General features: G+C 65.0%; 15 protein-coding genes. 8 read left to right on the top strand and 7 right to left on the bottom strand.

Annotated features, from left to right (window positions below; all coding sequences use genetic code 11):
- The first annotated feature begins 7 nt into the window (after positions 1-7).
- Both cfaB and AC3IYG_RS22255 read left to right on the top strand, forming a co-directional pair.
- Positions 8-1,192 (top strand): C17 cyclopropane fatty acid synthase CfaB, encoded by a 1,185-nt coding sequence (cfaB, locus tag AC3IYG_RS22260; protein ID WP_489311636.1) that lies wholly within the window; start codon positions 8-10, stop codon positions 1,190-1,192.
- Between the two features lie 216 nt (positions 1,193-1,408).
- Positions 1,409-1,921 carry a GNAT family N-acetyltransferase gene (locus AC3IYG_RS22255; protein WP_489311635.1) on the top strand — a complete coding sequence of 171 codons (513 nt, stop codon included), beginning with the start codon at positions 1,409-1,411 and terminating at the stop codon, positions 1,919-1,921.
- 72 nt (positions 1,922-1,993) lie between these two features.
- Here the strand turns inward: AC3IYG_RS22255 and cls are convergent, their stop codons facing one another.
- A complete protein-coding gene (gene cls, locus AC3IYG_RS22250) occupies positions 1,994-3,433 on the bottom strand; it encodes a cardiolipin synthase (RefSeq protein WP_489311634.1) in 1,440 nt (479 codons plus the stop codon).
- Positions 3,434-3,731: 298 nt separating this feature from the next.
- Here cls and AC3IYG_RS22245 point away from each other — a divergent pair, with 298 nt between their 5' ends.
- Entirely contained in the window at positions 3,732-4,253 is a 522-nt protein-coding gene (locus AC3IYG_RS22245) for a DUF3617 domain-containing protein (protein ID WP_489311633.1), read from the top strand.
- 37 nt (positions 4,254-4,290) lie between these two features.
- On the opposite strand, the gene folE2 is transcribed toward AC3IYG_RS22245, so the two are convergent.
- Entirely contained in the window at positions 4,291-5,175 is an 885-nt protein-coding gene (folE2, locus tag AC3IYG_RS22240; RefSeq protein ID WP_489311632.1) for a GTP cyclohydrolase FolE2, read from the bottom strand.
- A gap of 82 nt (positions 5,176-5,257) precedes the next feature.
- Here folE2 and zigA point away from each other — a divergent pair, with 82 nt between their 5' ends.
- The gene (gene zigA / locus AC3IYG_RS22235; protein ID WP_489311631.1) at positions 5,258-6,463 is read left to right on the top strand and encodes a zinc metallochaperone GTPase ZigA; all 1,206 of its coding nucleotides are present in this window, start codon (positions 5,258-5,260) and stop codon (positions 6,461-6,463) included.
- Positions 6,463-7,137, top strand: a complete 675-nt coding sequence (locus tag AC3IYG_RS22230) for a DUF1826 domain-containing protein (RefSeq protein ID WP_489311630.1) — start codon at positions 6,463-6,465, stop codon at positions 7,135-7,137. Before zigA ends, AC3IYG_RS22230 begins: the two co-directional genes overlap by 1 nt.
- A 19-nt stretch (positions 7,138-7,156) precedes the next feature.
- Here AC3IYG_RS22230 and AC3IYG_RS22225 read toward each other — a convergent pair whose 3' ends face one another.
- Positions 7,157-7,510 carry an NADH:ubiquinone oxidoreductase gene (locus AC3IYG_RS22225; RefSeq protein ID WP_489311629.1) on the bottom strand — a complete coding sequence of 118 codons (354 nt, stop codon included), beginning with the start codon at positions 7,508-7,510 and terminating at the stop codon, positions 7,157-7,159.
- Positions 7,511-7,647: 137 nt separating this feature from the next.
- Here AC3IYG_RS22225 and AC3IYG_RS22220 point away from each other — a divergent pair, with 137 nt between their 5' ends.
- Both AC3IYG_RS22220 and AC3IYG_RS22215 read left to right on the top strand, forming a co-directional pair.
- Complete coding sequence (locus tag AC3IYG_RS22220) at positions 7,648-8,616, top strand: CobW family GTP-binding protein (RefSeq protein ID WP_489311628.1); 969 nt, start codon at positions 7,648-7,650, stop codon at positions 8,614-8,616.
- A 52-nt stretch (positions 8,617-8,668) separates the two neighbouring features.
- A complete protein-coding gene (locus tag AC3IYG_RS22215) occupies positions 8,669-9,547 on the top strand; it encodes an alpha/beta fold hydrolase (RefSeq protein WP_489311627.1) in 879 nt (292 codons plus the stop codon).
- A gap of 259 nt (positions 9,548-9,806) precedes the next feature.
- On the opposite strand, the gene AC3IYG_RS22210 is transcribed toward AC3IYG_RS22215, so the two are convergent.
- From AC3IYG_RS22210 to AC3IYG_RS22200, 3 genes are all read right to left on the bottom strand, one after another.
- Positions 9,807-10,262 carry a DUF3301 domain-containing protein gene (locus tag AC3IYG_RS22210; protein WP_489311626.1) on the bottom strand — a complete coding sequence of 152 codons (456 nt, stop codon included), beginning with the start codon at positions 10,260-10,262 and terminating at the stop codon, positions 9,807-9,809.
- A gap of 102 nt (positions 10,263-10,364) precedes the next feature.
- Positions 10,365-12,050, bottom strand: coding sequence for a YbaL family putative K(+) efflux transporter (ybaL, locus tag AC3IYG_RS22205; protein WP_489313987.1), 1,686 nt, complete (start codon positions 12,048-12,050; stop codon positions 10,365-10,367).
- A 298-nt stretch (positions 12,051-12,348) separates the two neighbouring features.
- On the bottom strand, positions 12,349-12,831 hold the full coding sequence (locus AC3IYG_RS22200; protein ID WP_489311625.1) for an acyl-CoA thioesterase: 483 nt from the start codon (positions 12,829-12,831) through the stop codon (positions 12,349-12,351).
- A 191-nt stretch (positions 12,832-13,022) separates the two neighbouring features.
- Here AC3IYG_RS22200 and AC3IYG_RS22195 point away from each other — a divergent pair, with 191 nt between their 5' ends.
- Positions 13,023-13,409 (top strand): hypothetical protein, encoded by a 387-nt coding sequence (locus AC3IYG_RS22195; RefSeq protein ID WP_489311624.1) that lies wholly within the window; start codon positions 13,023-13,025, stop codon positions 13,407-13,409.
- On the opposite strand, the gene AC3IYG_RS22190 is transcribed toward AC3IYG_RS22195, so the two are convergent.
- Positions 13,357-14,724, bottom strand: a complete 1,368-nt coding sequence (locus AC3IYG_RS22190; protein ID WP_489311623.1) for a glutamine synthetase family protein — start codon at positions 14,722-14,724, stop codon at positions 13,357-13,359. The genes AC3IYG_RS22195 and AC3IYG_RS22190 overlap by 53 nt on opposite strands.
- Positions 14,725-14,741 lie beyond the last annotated feature (17 nt).

Here is a 14,741-nt window from a genome sequence, read left to right as displayed (position 1 = left end):
GCTTCCTATGCTGGCGCAACTTCCGCCGAGCCTGCGCGAACTTCAATTGCCCTTGCGGCTGCGCTTGTGGAACGGCCATGAGCTCGACCTCGGCCCTGCGCCGAGTGTCACCATGGTGCTCAGGGACCCGAGCCTGATCGCACAATTCAACCATCCCAGCCTGGATGCACTGGGCGGTGCTTACGTCGAGGGGCGGCTGGGCCTGGAGGGGCCTATCAGCGAAGTCATTCGCATCGGCGATGTGCTCAGCCAGGCACTGATCGGCGAGGATGACCCCAGCTTGCCGGCGCGCACCGAGCACGACAAGGCCACCGATGCCGCCGCGATTTCCTACCATTACGACCTTTCCAACGCGTTCTACGCGCTCTGGCTGGATCGCGAGATGGTTTATTCCTGCGCCTACTTCGAGACCGGCACGGAAGGTCTCGAGCAGGCCCAGCAGGCCAAACTGCGGCATCTGTGTCGCAAGCTGCGGCTGCAGCCGGGCGAGCGTCTGCTCGATGTCGGCTGTGGTTGGGGCGGCCTGGCACGTTTCGCTGCCCGTGAGTTCGGCGTGCAGGTGCTTGGCATCACCCTCAGCGAGGCCCAGTTGGAGCTGGCTCGCGAACGGGTTACGGCCGAAGGCCTGGACGCCAAGGTGCAACTGGAGCTGCTGGATTACCGCGACCTGCCGCAGGACGGCCGTTTCGACAAAGTCGTCAGCGTCGGCATGTTCGAGCATGTCGGCCACGCCAACCTGCCGATTTACTGCCAACGTCTGTTTGGCGCGGTGCGGGCCGGTGGTTTGGTGTTGAACCACGGCATCACCGCCAAGTGCACCGATGGTCGGCCGGTTGGGCGTGGCGCCGGTGAGTTCATCCACCGTTACGTGTTCCCTCACGGAGAACTGCCGCATTTGGCGAGCATGACGGCGCACCTCAGCGAGGCGGGCCTCGAAGTGGTGGACGTGGAAAGCCTGCGCCTGCATTACGCGCGCACCCTGGAGTTCTGGAGCGCCAATCTGGAAAGCACGCTGGCGCAAGCCGCCACCCTGGTGCCCGAGCAGGTGTTGCGGATCTGGCGTCTGTATCTGGCCGGTTGCGCCTATGGCTTTGCCCACGGCTGGATGAACCTGCATCAGATCCTGGCGGTCAAGCCGTCAAGCGATGGTTCCCACGGGCTGCCCTGGAGTCGGGCGGATCTGTATTGCTGAGATCGCGTGTGTTGCCCAATCTGGCGCCGATCTCGCCGCTACGGAGCTGGGACCGCTGGCTCGGCGTGTGTCGGCATCAGTAGCGGCCGGTTACATACGGAATAGAAAAGCCCCCCTCGGCGTTGCCGTTGGGGGTTTTGTTCGTTTAGCCTCGGCACACTCGCGAGCCGCCGTATGGGTCGTGAACCCATACGGTTATTGCTGGATGCGCCGAACATGACTGCTTGCTCTTACACCACCTACTACCTGGAAATGTGCAGCCCTGAGCACATTCGCGGCAAGCCGATGAGCGAGGATTTGCTGATCGTCGAGTGCCAGATCAAGCAGTTCCAGCTCAATCGCTTTCTCTACCAACTGATCGGCGAACCCTGGGCCTGGACCGACAAACTGTCCTGGTCCGATGCGCAATGGCGGGCACTGGTCAACCAGGCCCAGCACCGTACTTGGGTGGCCTATCACCAGGGCGCGATCGCCGGTTACTACGAGCTGCTCAGAAGCGATGACGGCGCTGTGGAGATTCTCTATTTTGGCTTGGCCGAAGCGTTTTTCGGCCGCGGCTTTGGTGGCCCGCTGCTCACCCATGCGCTGCAATCGGCCTGGGCGTGGCCAGGTACCCGCCGTGTCTGGGTACACACCTGCACCCTGGATCACCCCAGCGCCCTGGCCAACTATCAGGCACGCGGCCTGCAGCTTTACCACGAAGAGCTCACCGTCGAATCGGCTGATTGAGTCGGCGGGACTCAACCGTCGTCCTCGCGAATGCGGGGCTCGGGAAAGGCGGCAGACAAGGCGCCCCGACCGCTACAGAATCGGTGAAATCAGCCGCGCCACGCGCATGCCGAGCTGGCGCAGGCGATGGATATGCTGGTCGTCGCCCGCCGCCAGTTCGAGCGATTGGGCGAAATCGTTTTCCAGCATCCGCTCGACTTCCTGAGCGAAGCCGCGGTCGACGGTCAGCAGCATGATCTCGAAATTCAGGCGGAACGAGCGGTTGTCCAGGTTGGCGCTGCCGATGGCGGCGGCGCTCTGGTCGATCAGCACGACTTTCTGGTGCAGGAAGCCCGGCTGATAGCGGAACACGCGCACGCCGGCATGCAGCGCCTCGAAGGCGTACAGGCTGGAGGCGGCATATACCGCACGGTGATCGGGTCGCGCCGGCAGCATAATGCGCACGTCGACATTGCGCAGTACCGCCAGGCGCAAGGCCGCGAACACTGCTTCGTCGGGGATGAAATACGGGCTGGTGATCCACAGCCGTTCGCGTGCCGCATGGATCGCTTCGACGAAGAACAGCGAGCAGGTTTCCTGGGCATCCGCCGGGCCGCTGGCCAATACCTGGCAGAGCATGCCGCCGCTGGGGTAGGTGTCCGGCAGGATCAGTGGTGGCAGCTGTCGGGTGGCCCAGAACCAATCCTCGGCGAACGATTCCTGCAGGCAAGCCAGTACCGGCCCGCGCAGTTCGATATGGGTATCGCGCCAGGGTGCCAGCGGCGGCTGCAGGCCGAGGTATTCGTCGCCGACATTGTGCCCGCCGATAAAACCACATTCGCCGTCCACCACCACGATCTTGCGGTGGTTGCGAAAGTTGAGCTGAAAGCGATTGAGCATTCCGCTGCGGGTAGCGAAGGCTTTGACTTGTACGCCGCCGCTGCGCAGGCGCTCGGCATAGCTGCGCGGCAAGGCATGGCTGCCGATGCTGTCGTAGAGCAGATAGACCGCGACGCCGGCTGCGGCACGCTCCAGCAGCAAGGCTTGCAGGCGGCGACCCAGGGCATCGTCGTGGATGATGAAAAACTGGATGAGGATCACCTGCCGCGCGGCGCCGATGGCGGCGAAGATGGCGGAAAAGGTGGCTTCGCCATCGATCAGCAGACGCACTTGATTGTTCGTCAGGCATGGCATCCGACTCAGGCGCGGCATGGCCCGCAGATTGCCGTAAGCTTCGGATTCAAGTGCCGCCAGGGCTTTTTCCGCCCAGGGCCGCCAGTTCAAATGGGCCATTGCGCTGTGCATTTCACGGTCGGCGTGGCGGCGGGCGCGGATGTACGCATCGAAGGTGCTGCGGCCGAACACCAGGTATGGAAGCAGGGTCAGGTAGGGCATGAACAGCAAGGAGATGGCCCAGGCGATCGCACCTTGCGCGGTGCGCACGGTGAGCACGGCATGAACCGCAGCGGCGAGCCCGAGCAGATGCACCAGCGCAAGCAAGTAGCCGAGTAGCGGGGCGATGCTGTAATCCATCTGCGCGTACATTCCTTAAGTGGCGGGCACTAGGCCGGGCTGGGCGGATTTATCCGGCGCTGTCCGGTGGGCTGTTCACTCGCCGATCCGCTGCGTGCATGGCCTGTGCTGTCAGCCTACACGTATCGCCCAGGCCAGCGAATCGGCGCCGCCGCCCGCTGGTCTTAATCACGAGGGTGCCGCAATTGTGCTGCAACTGTCACCCCTCGCTGGCGTCTACTGCAGGGTGGCCCGTGACGGCAGGCCATTCGGTAGGCCACGCGGGCCGCATCAGCAACCTCAGCAAGGAATTCAGCGCATGAACATCCGCTTGCTCATCCTGGCTACGGCGATCGGCCTGCTGCCGCAACTGGCCCAGGCGCAAACGCTGCAACCCGGGCTCTGGGAAATGAGTTCCGACACGATGCAACTCAATGGCCAGGCGCTGCCGGACCTGGATCAATTGCTTGGCAATCTGCCGGCGGAGCAACGGCAAATGGCCGAGCAGGCGATGGCGAAGCAGGGCGTCGCCGTCGCCGGGCAGGGGGTGCGCGTTTGCCTGAGCCCTGAACAGATCAAGACCGACGATATTCCCCTGCAGGGCGCACAGGCCGGTTGTACCCAGCAGATTACCGAACGCAGCCCGCAACTCTTGAAGTTCCGCTTCAGCTGCCCGCAAGGTAAAGGCGAAGGGCAGACGCGGTTTGTCAGCGATCGTGAGTTCGTGACCACCCTCAACGGCGCCTTCAGCGCAGGTGGCCTGCCGCAGAGCGGCAGTCTGGAGTCCACGGGTCGCTGGCTGGCGGCCGACTGCGGCACGTTGCAGCCGCGGCAACCGTAGTTCGGCCGAGCGAGCCATTGCCAGGCGCGCGAGTGGATCACCCGAGCGCCCAGTTCCAGCGGCTCTCGGCCACGGCGTCATGGGCGTGCAGGCTTTCGGCATGCACCACCCGCAAGTGCAAGCCCTGCACTTCGGCGTGCTCGCGCAAGGCCAGGTGCAGGCGCCGCGCCGCGTCTTCGCAGAACATCAAGTTTTGCCCATTGGCGAGGGCGAAGGCCTGCTCGTCGGCGCGCTTCACGGCGGTGCCCGGTGCGGCTTCCGCGCGGTCGATCAGCGCTTGCAGCGGTAAGTCGCTGGCCGTCGGATCCAGGCGGATCTGCAGGTGAGCACTGCTGCGCTGGCTATGGGGCGTGGCGACAATCCCTTCCGACGATCCCAGCCAGGCGTGCACGGCAGCATTATCCAGGGGTGCGCCGCTGAAATCCTGGCTAAAGCGCTGCTGGATCAGTTGGCGCGCCAGTGCCGCCGAGCACGGGCAGGTCGATGAGTAGCTCAGCGTAAGGCTAAGTTCCACGTGAAACCCCCTTGGATCCTGGCGTGCAGCGATGCTGGCCGGATATGACTTCCATCCGGACAGGGGGCTGACCAGGGCTGGGCGTTGCAACAGAAGCGCGGTCTGCAGCCGTAATGAGGCGCTGGCAGCTAGCCCCTGGTGGCTGTCGAGAAAGCCTTGCAGCACCCGCCGCAGCAGCGCTGGCGAAAGCGGCTCATGCTCCAGGGTGGCCAGGGCGAGGTAGAGCCGCGACATGTGAATACCGCGGGCCGTACCGTCATCCAGGCTGACACCTGCGTCGGCCTGGGCATTCAGCCGTTGCCCAGCCAACCACACGGGCAGCGCGATGCCGCACATGCCGACCCAGTCCAGCGGCAGTGCGTGCCGGGATGCCTGTGCGGCGATGTCCGGCAGAGTTGAAGCATTCATTGTGAGCATCCGTCGTTGAAATTGATTGGCATGTTATATTGTACCAATTACCTCGATGACAGATTTCCCTGGAGAACGACCGATGCCAAACCGGCTCCCCGTAACCGTGCTGTCCGGCTTTCTCGGTGCCGGCAAAAGCACCTTGCTCAATCATGTGCTGAGGAACCGCGCCAACCTGCGGGTGGCGGTGATCGTCAACGATATGAGCGAGATCAATATCGATGGCAGCGAAGTCCAGCGCGATGTCAGCCTCAATCGTGGGCAAGAGAAGCTCGTCGAGATGAGCAACGGCTGCATCTGCTGCACCCTGCGCGAAGACCTGCTGGAAGAAGTCAGCCGCCTGGCCCGGGACGGTCGCTTCGACTACCTGTTGATCGAGTCCACTGGGATTTCCGAGCCGCTGCCGGTGGCGGAAACCTTCACCTTCCGTGGTGAAGACGGCCAAAGCCTGGCCGACCTGGCGCGCCTGGACACCATGGTCACGGTGGTCGATGGCTTGAACTTCCTGCGCGACTACCAGGCCGCGCAGAGTCTGGCCAGCCACGGCGAGGTACTGGGTGACGACGACGAACGCTCGATCAGCGACCTGCTGATCGAGCAGGTCGAGTTCGCCGACGTGTTGCTGCTGAGCAAGATCGACCTGATCTCCAGCCGCGAGCGCGAAGAGCTGATGGCGATCCTCGGTCGCCTGAACGCCACGGCGCAGATCATCCCGATGGTCATGGGCCAGGTGCCGTTGGCGAAGATCCTCGCCACCGGTCGCTTCGACTTCGAGCGCGCGGCCCGGGCGCCGGGCTGGCTCACGGAGTTGCGTGGCGAGCATGTGCCGGAAACCGCAGAGTACGGCATCGCTTCGAGCGCTTACCGCGCGCGGCGGCCCTTCCATCCGCAACGCTTTTTCGACTTCATCAACCGGGAGTGGAGCAATGGCCGCCTGCTGCGCTCCAAAGGCTTTTTCTGGCTCGCCAGCAAGCACCGGGACGCCGGCAGTTGGTCGCAGGCCGGGGGTATGCTGCGCCATGGTTTCGCCGGGCGCTGGTGGCGTTTCGTGGCCAAGAGCGAATGGCCGCAGGACGATGAAGACGTGCAGGCAATCCTGCGCAACTGGAGCGTGGAGGCCGGCGATTGCCGTCAGGAGCTGGTGTTTATCGGGCAGAACATCGACTTCGCCTTGCTGCATGACGAGTTGGATGCCTGCCAGTTGAGCGACAGCGAAATGGCCCAGGGCATGGCAGCCTGGCAACAGTTGCCGGACCCGTTCGGCCCCTGGCCGGCGGAGGTCGCCTGATGCTCGCCGAGCAATTCTTTGCCCGGCCGATAACGGCGCAAAGGTTAACACCGGTCGTGCGCCAGGTTACCGGCGATAACCCGCAGGTGCTGAGCGAGGCGCTGGAGGAGGGCGTCAACCTGGCGATCTGGCAGCGGCAATTGTCGGCGCCGCTCATGGCGTTCGTGCGCAGCCTGCTGGCGGCCGGTATGCCGCTGGCGGAGTCCATCGCCCTGGAGTTGCCTGGAGCGGCTGTGCAGCCGGACCTAGAGCGCTTGGCCGCCAGTTTCTCGGCCCTGGAGGGGTACGCCGAATTTGTTGCCGATGTCGCCTGGCTGCTGCAGGCCTACGCCTGCCTACTCGATGCCAGGCGGGTTGGTTTGCGCCTGCGCGTACTGGATAAGGCCATGTGCCCACGTTTTCACGTCGATCATGTGCCGCTGCGGTTGATCACCACCTATGCCGGGGCCGGCAGTCAGTGGTTGCGCGAGGGGGCGATCACGCGGGCGCGGCTTGGCGACCCGGCGGCCGAACCGCAGGATCCGGCACGGATTCAGCAGATGGCCAGTGGCGAGGTGGCGTTGTTCAAGGGTGAGAAGTGGCTGGGTAATGAAGGCTATGGAATTGTCCATCGCTCGCCGCAAGCGGCAGCGGGTGAGCGACGGCTGATCCTCACCCTGGATTGGCTGAGCTGAGCTGAGCGGCATGAGGCATTCAGCGACTGATCCATACGCCTTGGTTGTGTTTCTCGCAGGCCGGCTTGAGGTAGGCCGCGTCGCTGGCCACGCCGTAGTAATGGATGTCCTGCTGGTAGGGTGTGCCGGCGACGCGGGCCGCGCGGCAGACGCCGAAGGCGCCGATTGGGCACTGTTCGACGAATTCGACGGCGACCTTTTGCCCTTGCAGTTGTGGCTGGCAAAAGCCGCTGCGAAACAGGTTCGGCGGGATGCTGCGGTTCTGCTGGCAGACTTTGATGTCCAGCCGTGCGGCCTGGCTATGCACCACACAGGCTTCGGCCATGGCTTGAGCGGGCAGCAGAAGCAGCAAGGGCAACAACAATACGCGCATCGTCTCTCTCCATTCCGCGCAAAAACTGCCGGCGACTCTAGCATGCGGATTACCGTGCGCGGCTCTTGCGGGAGCGACTTCGAGGGCCGTGGCGACAAAAACTTCCTCCCCAGCCGGACAAGCCTCACCATGAGCCCATGCTGAAAAATATTCCCACCCATTTGATCGCCGGCCCCCTGGGCGCGGGCAAGACCAGCCTGATCCGCCACTTGCTGGCGCAGCGTCCGGCCGATGAGCGCTGGGCGGTGCTGATCAATGAGTTCGGCCAGATCGGCCTGGACGCCGCGCTGCTGGCCAGCAGCGACGACGGTATCGCCCTGGCTGAAGTGGCAGGCGGTTGCCTGTGCTGCGTCAACGGCGCGCCGTTCCAGATCGGCCTGGCGCGTTTGCTGCGCAAGGCCAAGCCGCAGCGTTTGCTGATCGAACCGTCCGGTCTTGGCCACCCGACGGAGCTCTTGCGTCAGTTGCGGGAAGCGCCATGGGCCGGCGTATTGGCCGTGCAGCCGAGCGTGCTGGTGTTGGATGCGCCGGCCTTGGCCGCTGGACAGGTGCTGCCGGAAATGCAGCAGGCGGCGCTCGCCGATGCCGGTTTGCTGGTGCTGAACAAGGCGGAAACCCTCGATGCTGCGCAACGGGCGCAGCTGTTGGCCGAGCTGCCGCCACGGCCGTCGTGCTGGACCATCCAGGGCGCTCTGCCGCTGGATCTATTACCCGGCGTGCGGGCCCTGGCTGAAGCGGCCCAGGCTGAGTTGGCGCTGCCCGCGAGCCCGGCGCCGAGCCTTGCCAGTGTCTGGCTCGATCCGCGCCAGCCGATCTGCCAAAGCCAGGGGCAGGCCGAAGGCTGGAGCATTGGTTGGCGCTGGCATCCGAGCCAGCGCTTCGAGCTGCTGCACGTGCAGCTGTGGCTGGCGAGCCTGCCCTGGCGGCGCGCCAAGCTGGTGCTGCGGACCAACGCCGGCTGGCTCTCCGGCAATGCCTTGAACGGCGAGCCGATCCATTGGCAGAACAGCGAGTGGCGCAAGGATTCACGCCTGGAGCTGATCTTCGCCGAAGCCCAGGACGAGAGCGCACTCAACGCCGGGTTGGCAGCCTGTCAGCTGGATTAGCGCGGCAGTCGACAGCTAAACTGCCGCGCTCACCTCGTCGCACAGTTATCCCATGACGTTACAACCTTGGTCACATGCCACATCCGCCGGTTTCACCCTGCGTGGCTGGCACAGCCCGCCCTCGGGCAAGCCGTTGCTGCATTTCCTGCATGGCAACGGCTTCTGCGGCCGCGCCTACGAGCCGATGCTCAAGCGCTTGGCGGCGGACTTCGACCTCTGGCTGTGCGATGCCCAGGGTCATGGCGACAGCGACCACGGCGGGCGTTTTCATGGCTGGAACCGCAGTGCCGAGCTGGCGCTGGAAGCCTTCGAGCAGGGCCGTGGGCGGTTCGGCGAGGTGCCGTGCTTTGCCGCCGGGCACAGCTTTGGCGGCGTGCTCAGCAGCCTGATCCTGGCCAAGCAGCCGCAGTTGTTCCAGCGCGCAGTGTTGCTCGACCCGGTGCTGTTTCCGCCGGCGCTGATCGGCGTGATGGCGCTGTCCGAGGTGCTCGGCCTGCACCGGCGCAGCACCCTGGCGCGCAAGTCGGCCAGCCGCCGGCGGCAGTGGCCGGACCGTGCCGCGGCCTATGCCGGCCTGTATGGCCGCGGGATCTTCAAGGGCTGGGACGATGCGGCGCTGTGGGCCTATGTCGAGCATGGGCTGAAGGTCGGGGACGGCGCTGTCGAACTTAAATGCCGGCCGAGCCGCGAAGTGGAAATCTTCAGCTCCTATCCGCGCCGACTCTGGTCGTCGCTGGGCAAAATCGTCACGCCGACGCAGATTTTGCATGGTCAGCAGAGCTACCCCTTTGTCGCCAAGGCGGTGGCGCGGGTGACGGCACTGAATGCCCACGTCAGCGCCCAGGTGGTGGCCGGTGGGCACTGCTTCATGCAGGAGCATCCAGAGGACAGTGCCGAACGCGTGAGCGGTTTTCTCTTGCAACACAATTGAGCCGGGCCAGGCTGGGACCGCTCGAACTAGACGCTAGTGGATTAGTAGATTAGTAGGGTGGAATCCCCGGAGGGGCTTCCACCGCTTGCCGCGAACCAGCTGGCCGTTAGGGCTTCGGATCGCTCGAGCGCCTCGCCTTGTGCTTGGCGTTGATTGTTTGCCCGCTTTGGTGGATTACGCCGCTGCGCGGCTAATCCACCCTACCTGCTGCTGTAGGTACCCTATTGCCATATAAGGGCGGGGAGCCCGCCCTACGCTGTCAGTGGTGCCACTTGTCGTGGGTGCGCCGCCACTCGCTGAGCTGAACCACTTCGGCGCCACGCTTGGCGGGCTCCGGGGTTATCTCGGCGATGGGGTCGGGAACGATGTCCGGCTGGGCCGGAGCGCTGCCGGGTTTTTCCACGAACGGGTGGGGCGCCAGCTCGATATGGCCGACATGCTGGCCGAACAGGGTGATGCTGCCGGTATGCCGCTGTTCGCCGGTGACGGTGAACTCGAAACCATAGACCCGCGCCAGGCGCTTGCGCCCGCGGGCGTCGGGCAGCAGGGCGATTTTGCGCAGGGCGACGTTTTCGTCGAGCAGTATCACTTCCATCTGCAGGCAATGCTGTTTGACCTGCGCCAGGGCGCGCTCGCGCAGGCCATGGGCATGCCACAGCCAGGCGCCGCCAGCGGCCAGCAGCATAAGCACGAACAGATTACCCAGGGTCAGCATGGTGGTTGCGCTCCGACAAGAGCACCCAGCTTAACCGTCGCAAGCCGGGCACTCCAGCTTGACTCGTCGCGACCTTGCGGCACTCGCTGCGGCCGCTGCCGATCAGCCCGACGCGCGGCTCTCGATGCCCAGGCGGGTGAACATCACTCGGGCGATTTCCCGCTCGCCCATCACCACCAGATCGGCGCCGTGGGCTTGCAGGTAGTCGACTTCAGCGTCGAAATGCGCGCGGGCGATGATGTCCAGATCGGCATTCGCCGCCCGTGCGTGGATGGCGATCTGCCCGGCTTCCAGGCCATTCGGTATGGCGATCAGCAGCCAGCGCGCGGCGGCCACGTTGGCCAGCTCCAGCGCCAGGCTGCTGGCGGCGTTGCCGTGCACCACGCTGAGACCCTCTTCGCGCAGTTCCTGGGCTCGGGTGCGATTGCCTTCGATGATCACCAGCGGAATGCCCTCGGCGCGCAGGCGTTGGCTGATCCGCCCGCCGACCCGACCATGGCCGATGAGGATGGCGTGGCCGGTTTCGGTGATCGGCAGGAACTCGTCCTCGTCCGGTGCCGGGCTGGTGATGCCGGCCGGCGCAGTGTTTTCGCGGCGGTCGAGCCAGGGTTGCAGGCGGTCGATCAGCTGGAACAGCAGCGGGTTGAGCACGATCGACAGGATCGCCCCGGCGAGGATCAGGTCGCGCCCGGCCTCGGGCATCAGGCCCAGGCCGATGCCCAGGCCGGCGAGGATGAAGGAGAACTCGCCGATCTGCGCCAGGCTGGCGGAGATGGTCAGTGCGGTGCTCAGCGGTTTGCCGAACGCCAGCACGATCAGCAGTGCGGCGAGCGACTTGCCGAGCACGATCACCAGCAGAGTGGCGAGCACCAGCAGCGGCTCGTTGAGCAGGATCGCCGGGTTGAACAGCATGCCGACCGCCACGAAGAACAGCACGGCGAAGGCATCGCGCAGCGGCAGCGAATCCTCGGCGGCCTTGTGGCTGTATTCCGACTCGTTGAGGATCATCCCGGCGAAGAACGCGCCGAGGGCGAAGGACACGCCGAACAGCTCCGCCGAGCCGTAGGCGATGCCCATGGCGATGGCCAGTACGGCGAGGGTGAACAACTCGCGCGAGCCGGTGCCGGCGCTGCGTTCCAGCAGCCAGGGGATCACCCGGCCGCCGACCACGATCATCAGGGTGACGAAGGCGCCGACCTTGGCCAGGGTGATGCCCAGTTGCAGCAGCACGCTGCCGTCGGGCGTCGTGCCCGGCGGCGTACTGCCGAGGACCCCGGCCAGGGCCGGGATCAGCACCAGGGCCATGACCATCACCAGGTCTTCGACGATCAGCCAGCCGACCGCGATCTTGCCTCGTCGGCTGTCGATCAACTGCCGCTCTTCCAGCGCCCGCAGCAGCACCACGGTGCTGGCCACCGAGAGCGCCAGGCCAAAGATCAGGCCGGCGCCCCAGGGCCAGTCCATCCACCAGGCCAGGCCCATGCCGAGCAGGGTAGCGACGCTGATCTGCACCAGGGCGCCGGGAATCGCGATGTTTTTCACCGACATCAGGTCTTTCAGGGAAAAGTGCAGGCCGACGCCGAACATCAGCAGGATGACGCCGATCTCGGACAGTTCGTGGGAGAGGTCCTTGTCGGCGACGAAGCCCGGCGTGAAGGGGCCGACCAGTACGCCGGCGAGCAGGTAGCCGATCAGGGGCGAGAGGCGCAGGCGGTTGGCCAGCGTGCCGAGGATAAAGGCCAGCACGAAGCCAGTGGCGATCGCGGCGATCAGTGGGGTGTGGTGCAACATGGCATCTCCCGAGTACAGCGAATAAGGGCTGGGCGCGCTCCCGCCAGGGGCCGGGAGTGATCATCGATCGTGTCTCAGTCAGGGCCGACAGCGGTGCTGCACTTGCGCTGGAGGGGAGGCAGCGCAAGGTGGCGGTGAGCGACCACCGCCGCAGGCCTGAACCAGGCCGTACGCGTCGGGGCGCCAGTTTAACGCAGTGACTGTGCCAGCTCTGGTACGGCGGGCTGCGCATAGTTAAACAAGATGTGTAGGTGGCACAGCAGGGCACGCCGGGCTACGGCGCCTCATCCGCCCATCACGCGTCTTCGCGGATTTCCTTGTAGCGGCGCTCCAGTTCCTGGCGCAGTTGGCGACGCTGCTGGGCTTGCTTGAAGCGCCGCAATGCATCGCCGCTTTGCGGCTGCAGGGCGGGTACGGCGGTGGGCTTGCCGGCATCGTCGACGGCGACCATGGTGAAGAAGCAGCTGTTGGTATGCCGCACCGATTTTTCGCGAATGTTCTCGGTAACCACTTTGACGCCGATTTCCATCGAACTGGTGCCGCTGTAGTTGACCGAGGCGAGAAAGGTCACCAGTTCGCCGACATGGATCGGCTCGCGAAAGATCACCTGGTCCACCGACAGAGTCACCACATAGCGCCCGGCGTAACGGCTGGCGCAGGCATAGGCGACTTCGTCGAGGTACTTCAACAAGGTGCCGCCATGCACGTTGCCGGAGAAATTGGCCATGTCCGGGGTCATCAACACGGTCATCGTCAGTTGGGCGTTTCCGGGTTCCATAGTGCGCTCTGAGCAAGGTTATCGGGCAACCTTAGCCGCTGCTGCAGGCCGTTGCCCGTGGGTTGTATCTATTTCGGCGATTGCGCAGCGAATCTGGCGTCTTCAAGGAGACTGTGCCGGGGCTGGCGCAGTCACGTCATCGACTGCCGCGCGTGGTTAAGATGGCGACTTTCCCCTACAAGGATGTTGCGATGACCGAGTATTTTCTGCGCCATGGCCTTCTGGCTCTGCTGCCACTCGGCGCTGCCTGCAACGCCACTGAGCCCGGCTGCGACAGCCCCACGGCCGCCTACCAGGGCGGCCGCTACAGCGATGCGACCGAGGCCTTCGAGCGCCAGTTGCGGCGTGTCGAGCAGAGCGATTCGGTGGGCCGTGAGCTGGCGTTGAACAACCTGATGCTGGCCAATCTGCGCACCGGGCATGCCGGTATGGCCCGCGCCTGGCTGGCACGGGCGCTGGAGGAGAGGATGAGCAGCCCAGCCACACCCGTCACACTGAGACGGCAGGCCGCGGGGCGCTTGGCGCTCAGGCCTGGGTCAGGTACCAGCGCCAATCCTGCTCGCCGACCTCGCCCATGAACTGGCGGTATTCCTCGTGCTTGATCGCCAGGTAGACCTTGAGAAACTCCGCACCGAAGACTTCCTTGGCCCAGCTGGAGGCTTCCAGCGCACGCAGGGCGGTGAGCCAGTCGGTCGGCAGGAACTCCGTGGCCTGGGCATAGCCGTTGCCGACGATCGGCGCGCCGGGGTCGAGCTGTTGGCGGATGCCATGGTGAATGCCGGCGAGAATGGCTGCCGCCGCCAGATACGGGTTGGCGTCGGCGCCGCAGATGCGGTGCTCGATATGCCGGCTCTTGGCCGGGCCACCCGGTACGCGCAGCGACACGGTGCGGTTGTTGATGCCCCAGGTCAGCGCCAGCGGTGCGTAGCTGTTGGCCTGGAAGCGGCGGAAGGAGTTGGCGTTGGGGCAGAACAGTGCCAGGGAGTCCAGCAGGGTGGCCATCATGCCGCCGATGGAGTGGCGTAGCAGCGGCGTACCGGCGGGGTCTTCGCTGGCGTAGAGGTTAGTGCCCTGTTCATCGGCCAGGCTGACGTGCATGTGCATGCCGGTGCCGGCCAGATCACCAAAGGGTTTGGCCATGAAGCAGGCTTGCAGCCCGTGCTTGTTCGCCACGCCTTTGACCAGGCGCTTGTAGCGGACGCCTTCGTCGATGGCTTGTAGCGCGTCGTAGCGGTGTTCGAGGGTGATCTCCACCTGCCCCGGGGCGTATTCGGAAATCGCCGTGCGTGCCGGCAGGCCCTGGGCGTCGCAAGCGTCGTAGAGGTCATTGAGGAACGACTGCAACTGCTCCAGTTCGTATACGCCATACACCTGGGTGGCGTGTGGGCGCGCGCCGTTGGCCTGGCGTGCCGGCAGCGGTCGACCGTTTTCGCCGCGTTCGCGGTCGAGCAGGTAGAACTCCAGCTCGACCGCCATCACCGGGTGATAGCCCTCGGCTTTCAGGTCGTCGATCACCTTGACCAGCACATGCCGCGGGTCGGCCACGGCGGCGGGTTGGCCCTGCTGCGGGTGCATGCTCACCTGCAGCTGGCCGGTCGGCTGCTGCCGCCAGGGTTGCAGGGTCAGGCTGCCGGGCAGCGGGTAGGTCCAGCAGTCGGCATCGCCGACCTCCCAGACCAGGCCGGTGTCCTCGACATCCTCGCCGTTGATGGTCAGGGCAAGAATGGTGCTCGGCAATGGCCGGCCGTTTTCATAGATCGCCAGCAGCTCTTCCCGGTGCAGCAACTTGCCGCGCGGCACGCCGTTGCTGTCGATGATGAACAGCTCGATGCTGCGCACCTCGGGATGGGCGGCGAGAAAGTCCTGGGCTTCTTTGATGTCGGCGAATTGCATGGGGGTGTCCTGTTGTC

Source organism: Pseudomonas sp. KH_027, assembly GCF_057838565.1.
Note: the sequence above shows the minus strand (reverse complement) of the source record. Positions and strands in the feature narration are given on the sequence as shown.

Excerpts from the sequence above, each read along its gene's own strand:
- cfaB (WP_489311636.1), top strand. The coding sequence starts at position 8 with ATGCTGGCGCAACTTCCGCCGAGCCTGCGCGAACTTCAATTGCCCTTG.
- AC3IYG_RS22255 (WP_489311635.1), top strand. The coding sequence starts at position 1,409 with ATGACTGCTTGCTCTTACACCACCTACTACCTGGAAATGTGCAGCCCT.
- cls (WP_489311634.1), bottom strand. The coding sequence starts at position 3,433 with ATGGATTACAGCATCGCCCCGCTACTCGGCTACTTGCTTGCGCTGGTG.
- AC3IYG_RS22245 (WP_489311633.1), top strand. The coding sequence starts at position 3,732 with ATGAACATCCGCTTGCTCATCCTGGCTACGGCGATCGGCCTGCTGCCG.
- folE2 (WP_489311632.1), bottom strand. The coding sequence starts at position 5,175 with ATGAATGCTTCAACTCTGCCGGACATCGCCGCACAGGCATCCCGGCAC.
- zigA (WP_489311631.1), top strand. The coding sequence starts at position 5,258 with ATGCCAAACCGGCTCCCCGTAACCGTGCTGTCCGGCTTTCTCGGTGCC.
- AC3IYG_RS22230 (WP_489311630.1), top strand. The coding sequence starts at position 6,463 with ATGCTCGCCGAGCAATTCTTTGCCCGGCCGATAACGGCGCAAAGGTTA.
- AC3IYG_RS22225 (WP_489311629.1), bottom strand. The coding sequence starts at position 7,510 with ATGCGCGTATTGTTGTTGCCCTTGCTGCTTCTGCTGCCCGCTCAAGCC.
- AC3IYG_RS22220 (WP_489311628.1), top strand. The coding sequence starts at position 7,648 with ATGCTGAAAAATATTCCCACCCATTTGATCGCCGGCCCCCTGGGCGCG.
- AC3IYG_RS22215 (WP_489311627.1), top strand. The coding sequence starts at position 8,669 with ATGACGTTACAACCTTGGTCACATGCCACATCCGCCGGTTTCACCCTG.
- AC3IYG_RS22210 (WP_489311626.1), bottom strand. The coding sequence starts at position 10,262 with ATGCTGACCCTGGGTAATCTGTTCGTGCTTATGCTGCTGGCCGCTGGC.
- AC3IYG_RS22200 (WP_489311625.1), bottom strand. The coding sequence starts at position 12,831 with ATGGAACCCGGAAACGCCCAACTGACGATGACCGTGTTGATGACCCCG.
- AC3IYG_RS22195 (WP_489311624.1), top strand. The coding sequence starts at position 13,023 with ATGACCGAGTATTTTCTGCGCCATGGCCTTCTGGCTCTGCTGCCACTC.
- AC3IYG_RS22190 (WP_489311623.1), bottom strand. The coding sequence starts at position 14,724 with ATGCAATTCGCCGACATCAAAGAAGCCCAGGACTTTCTCGCCGCCCAT.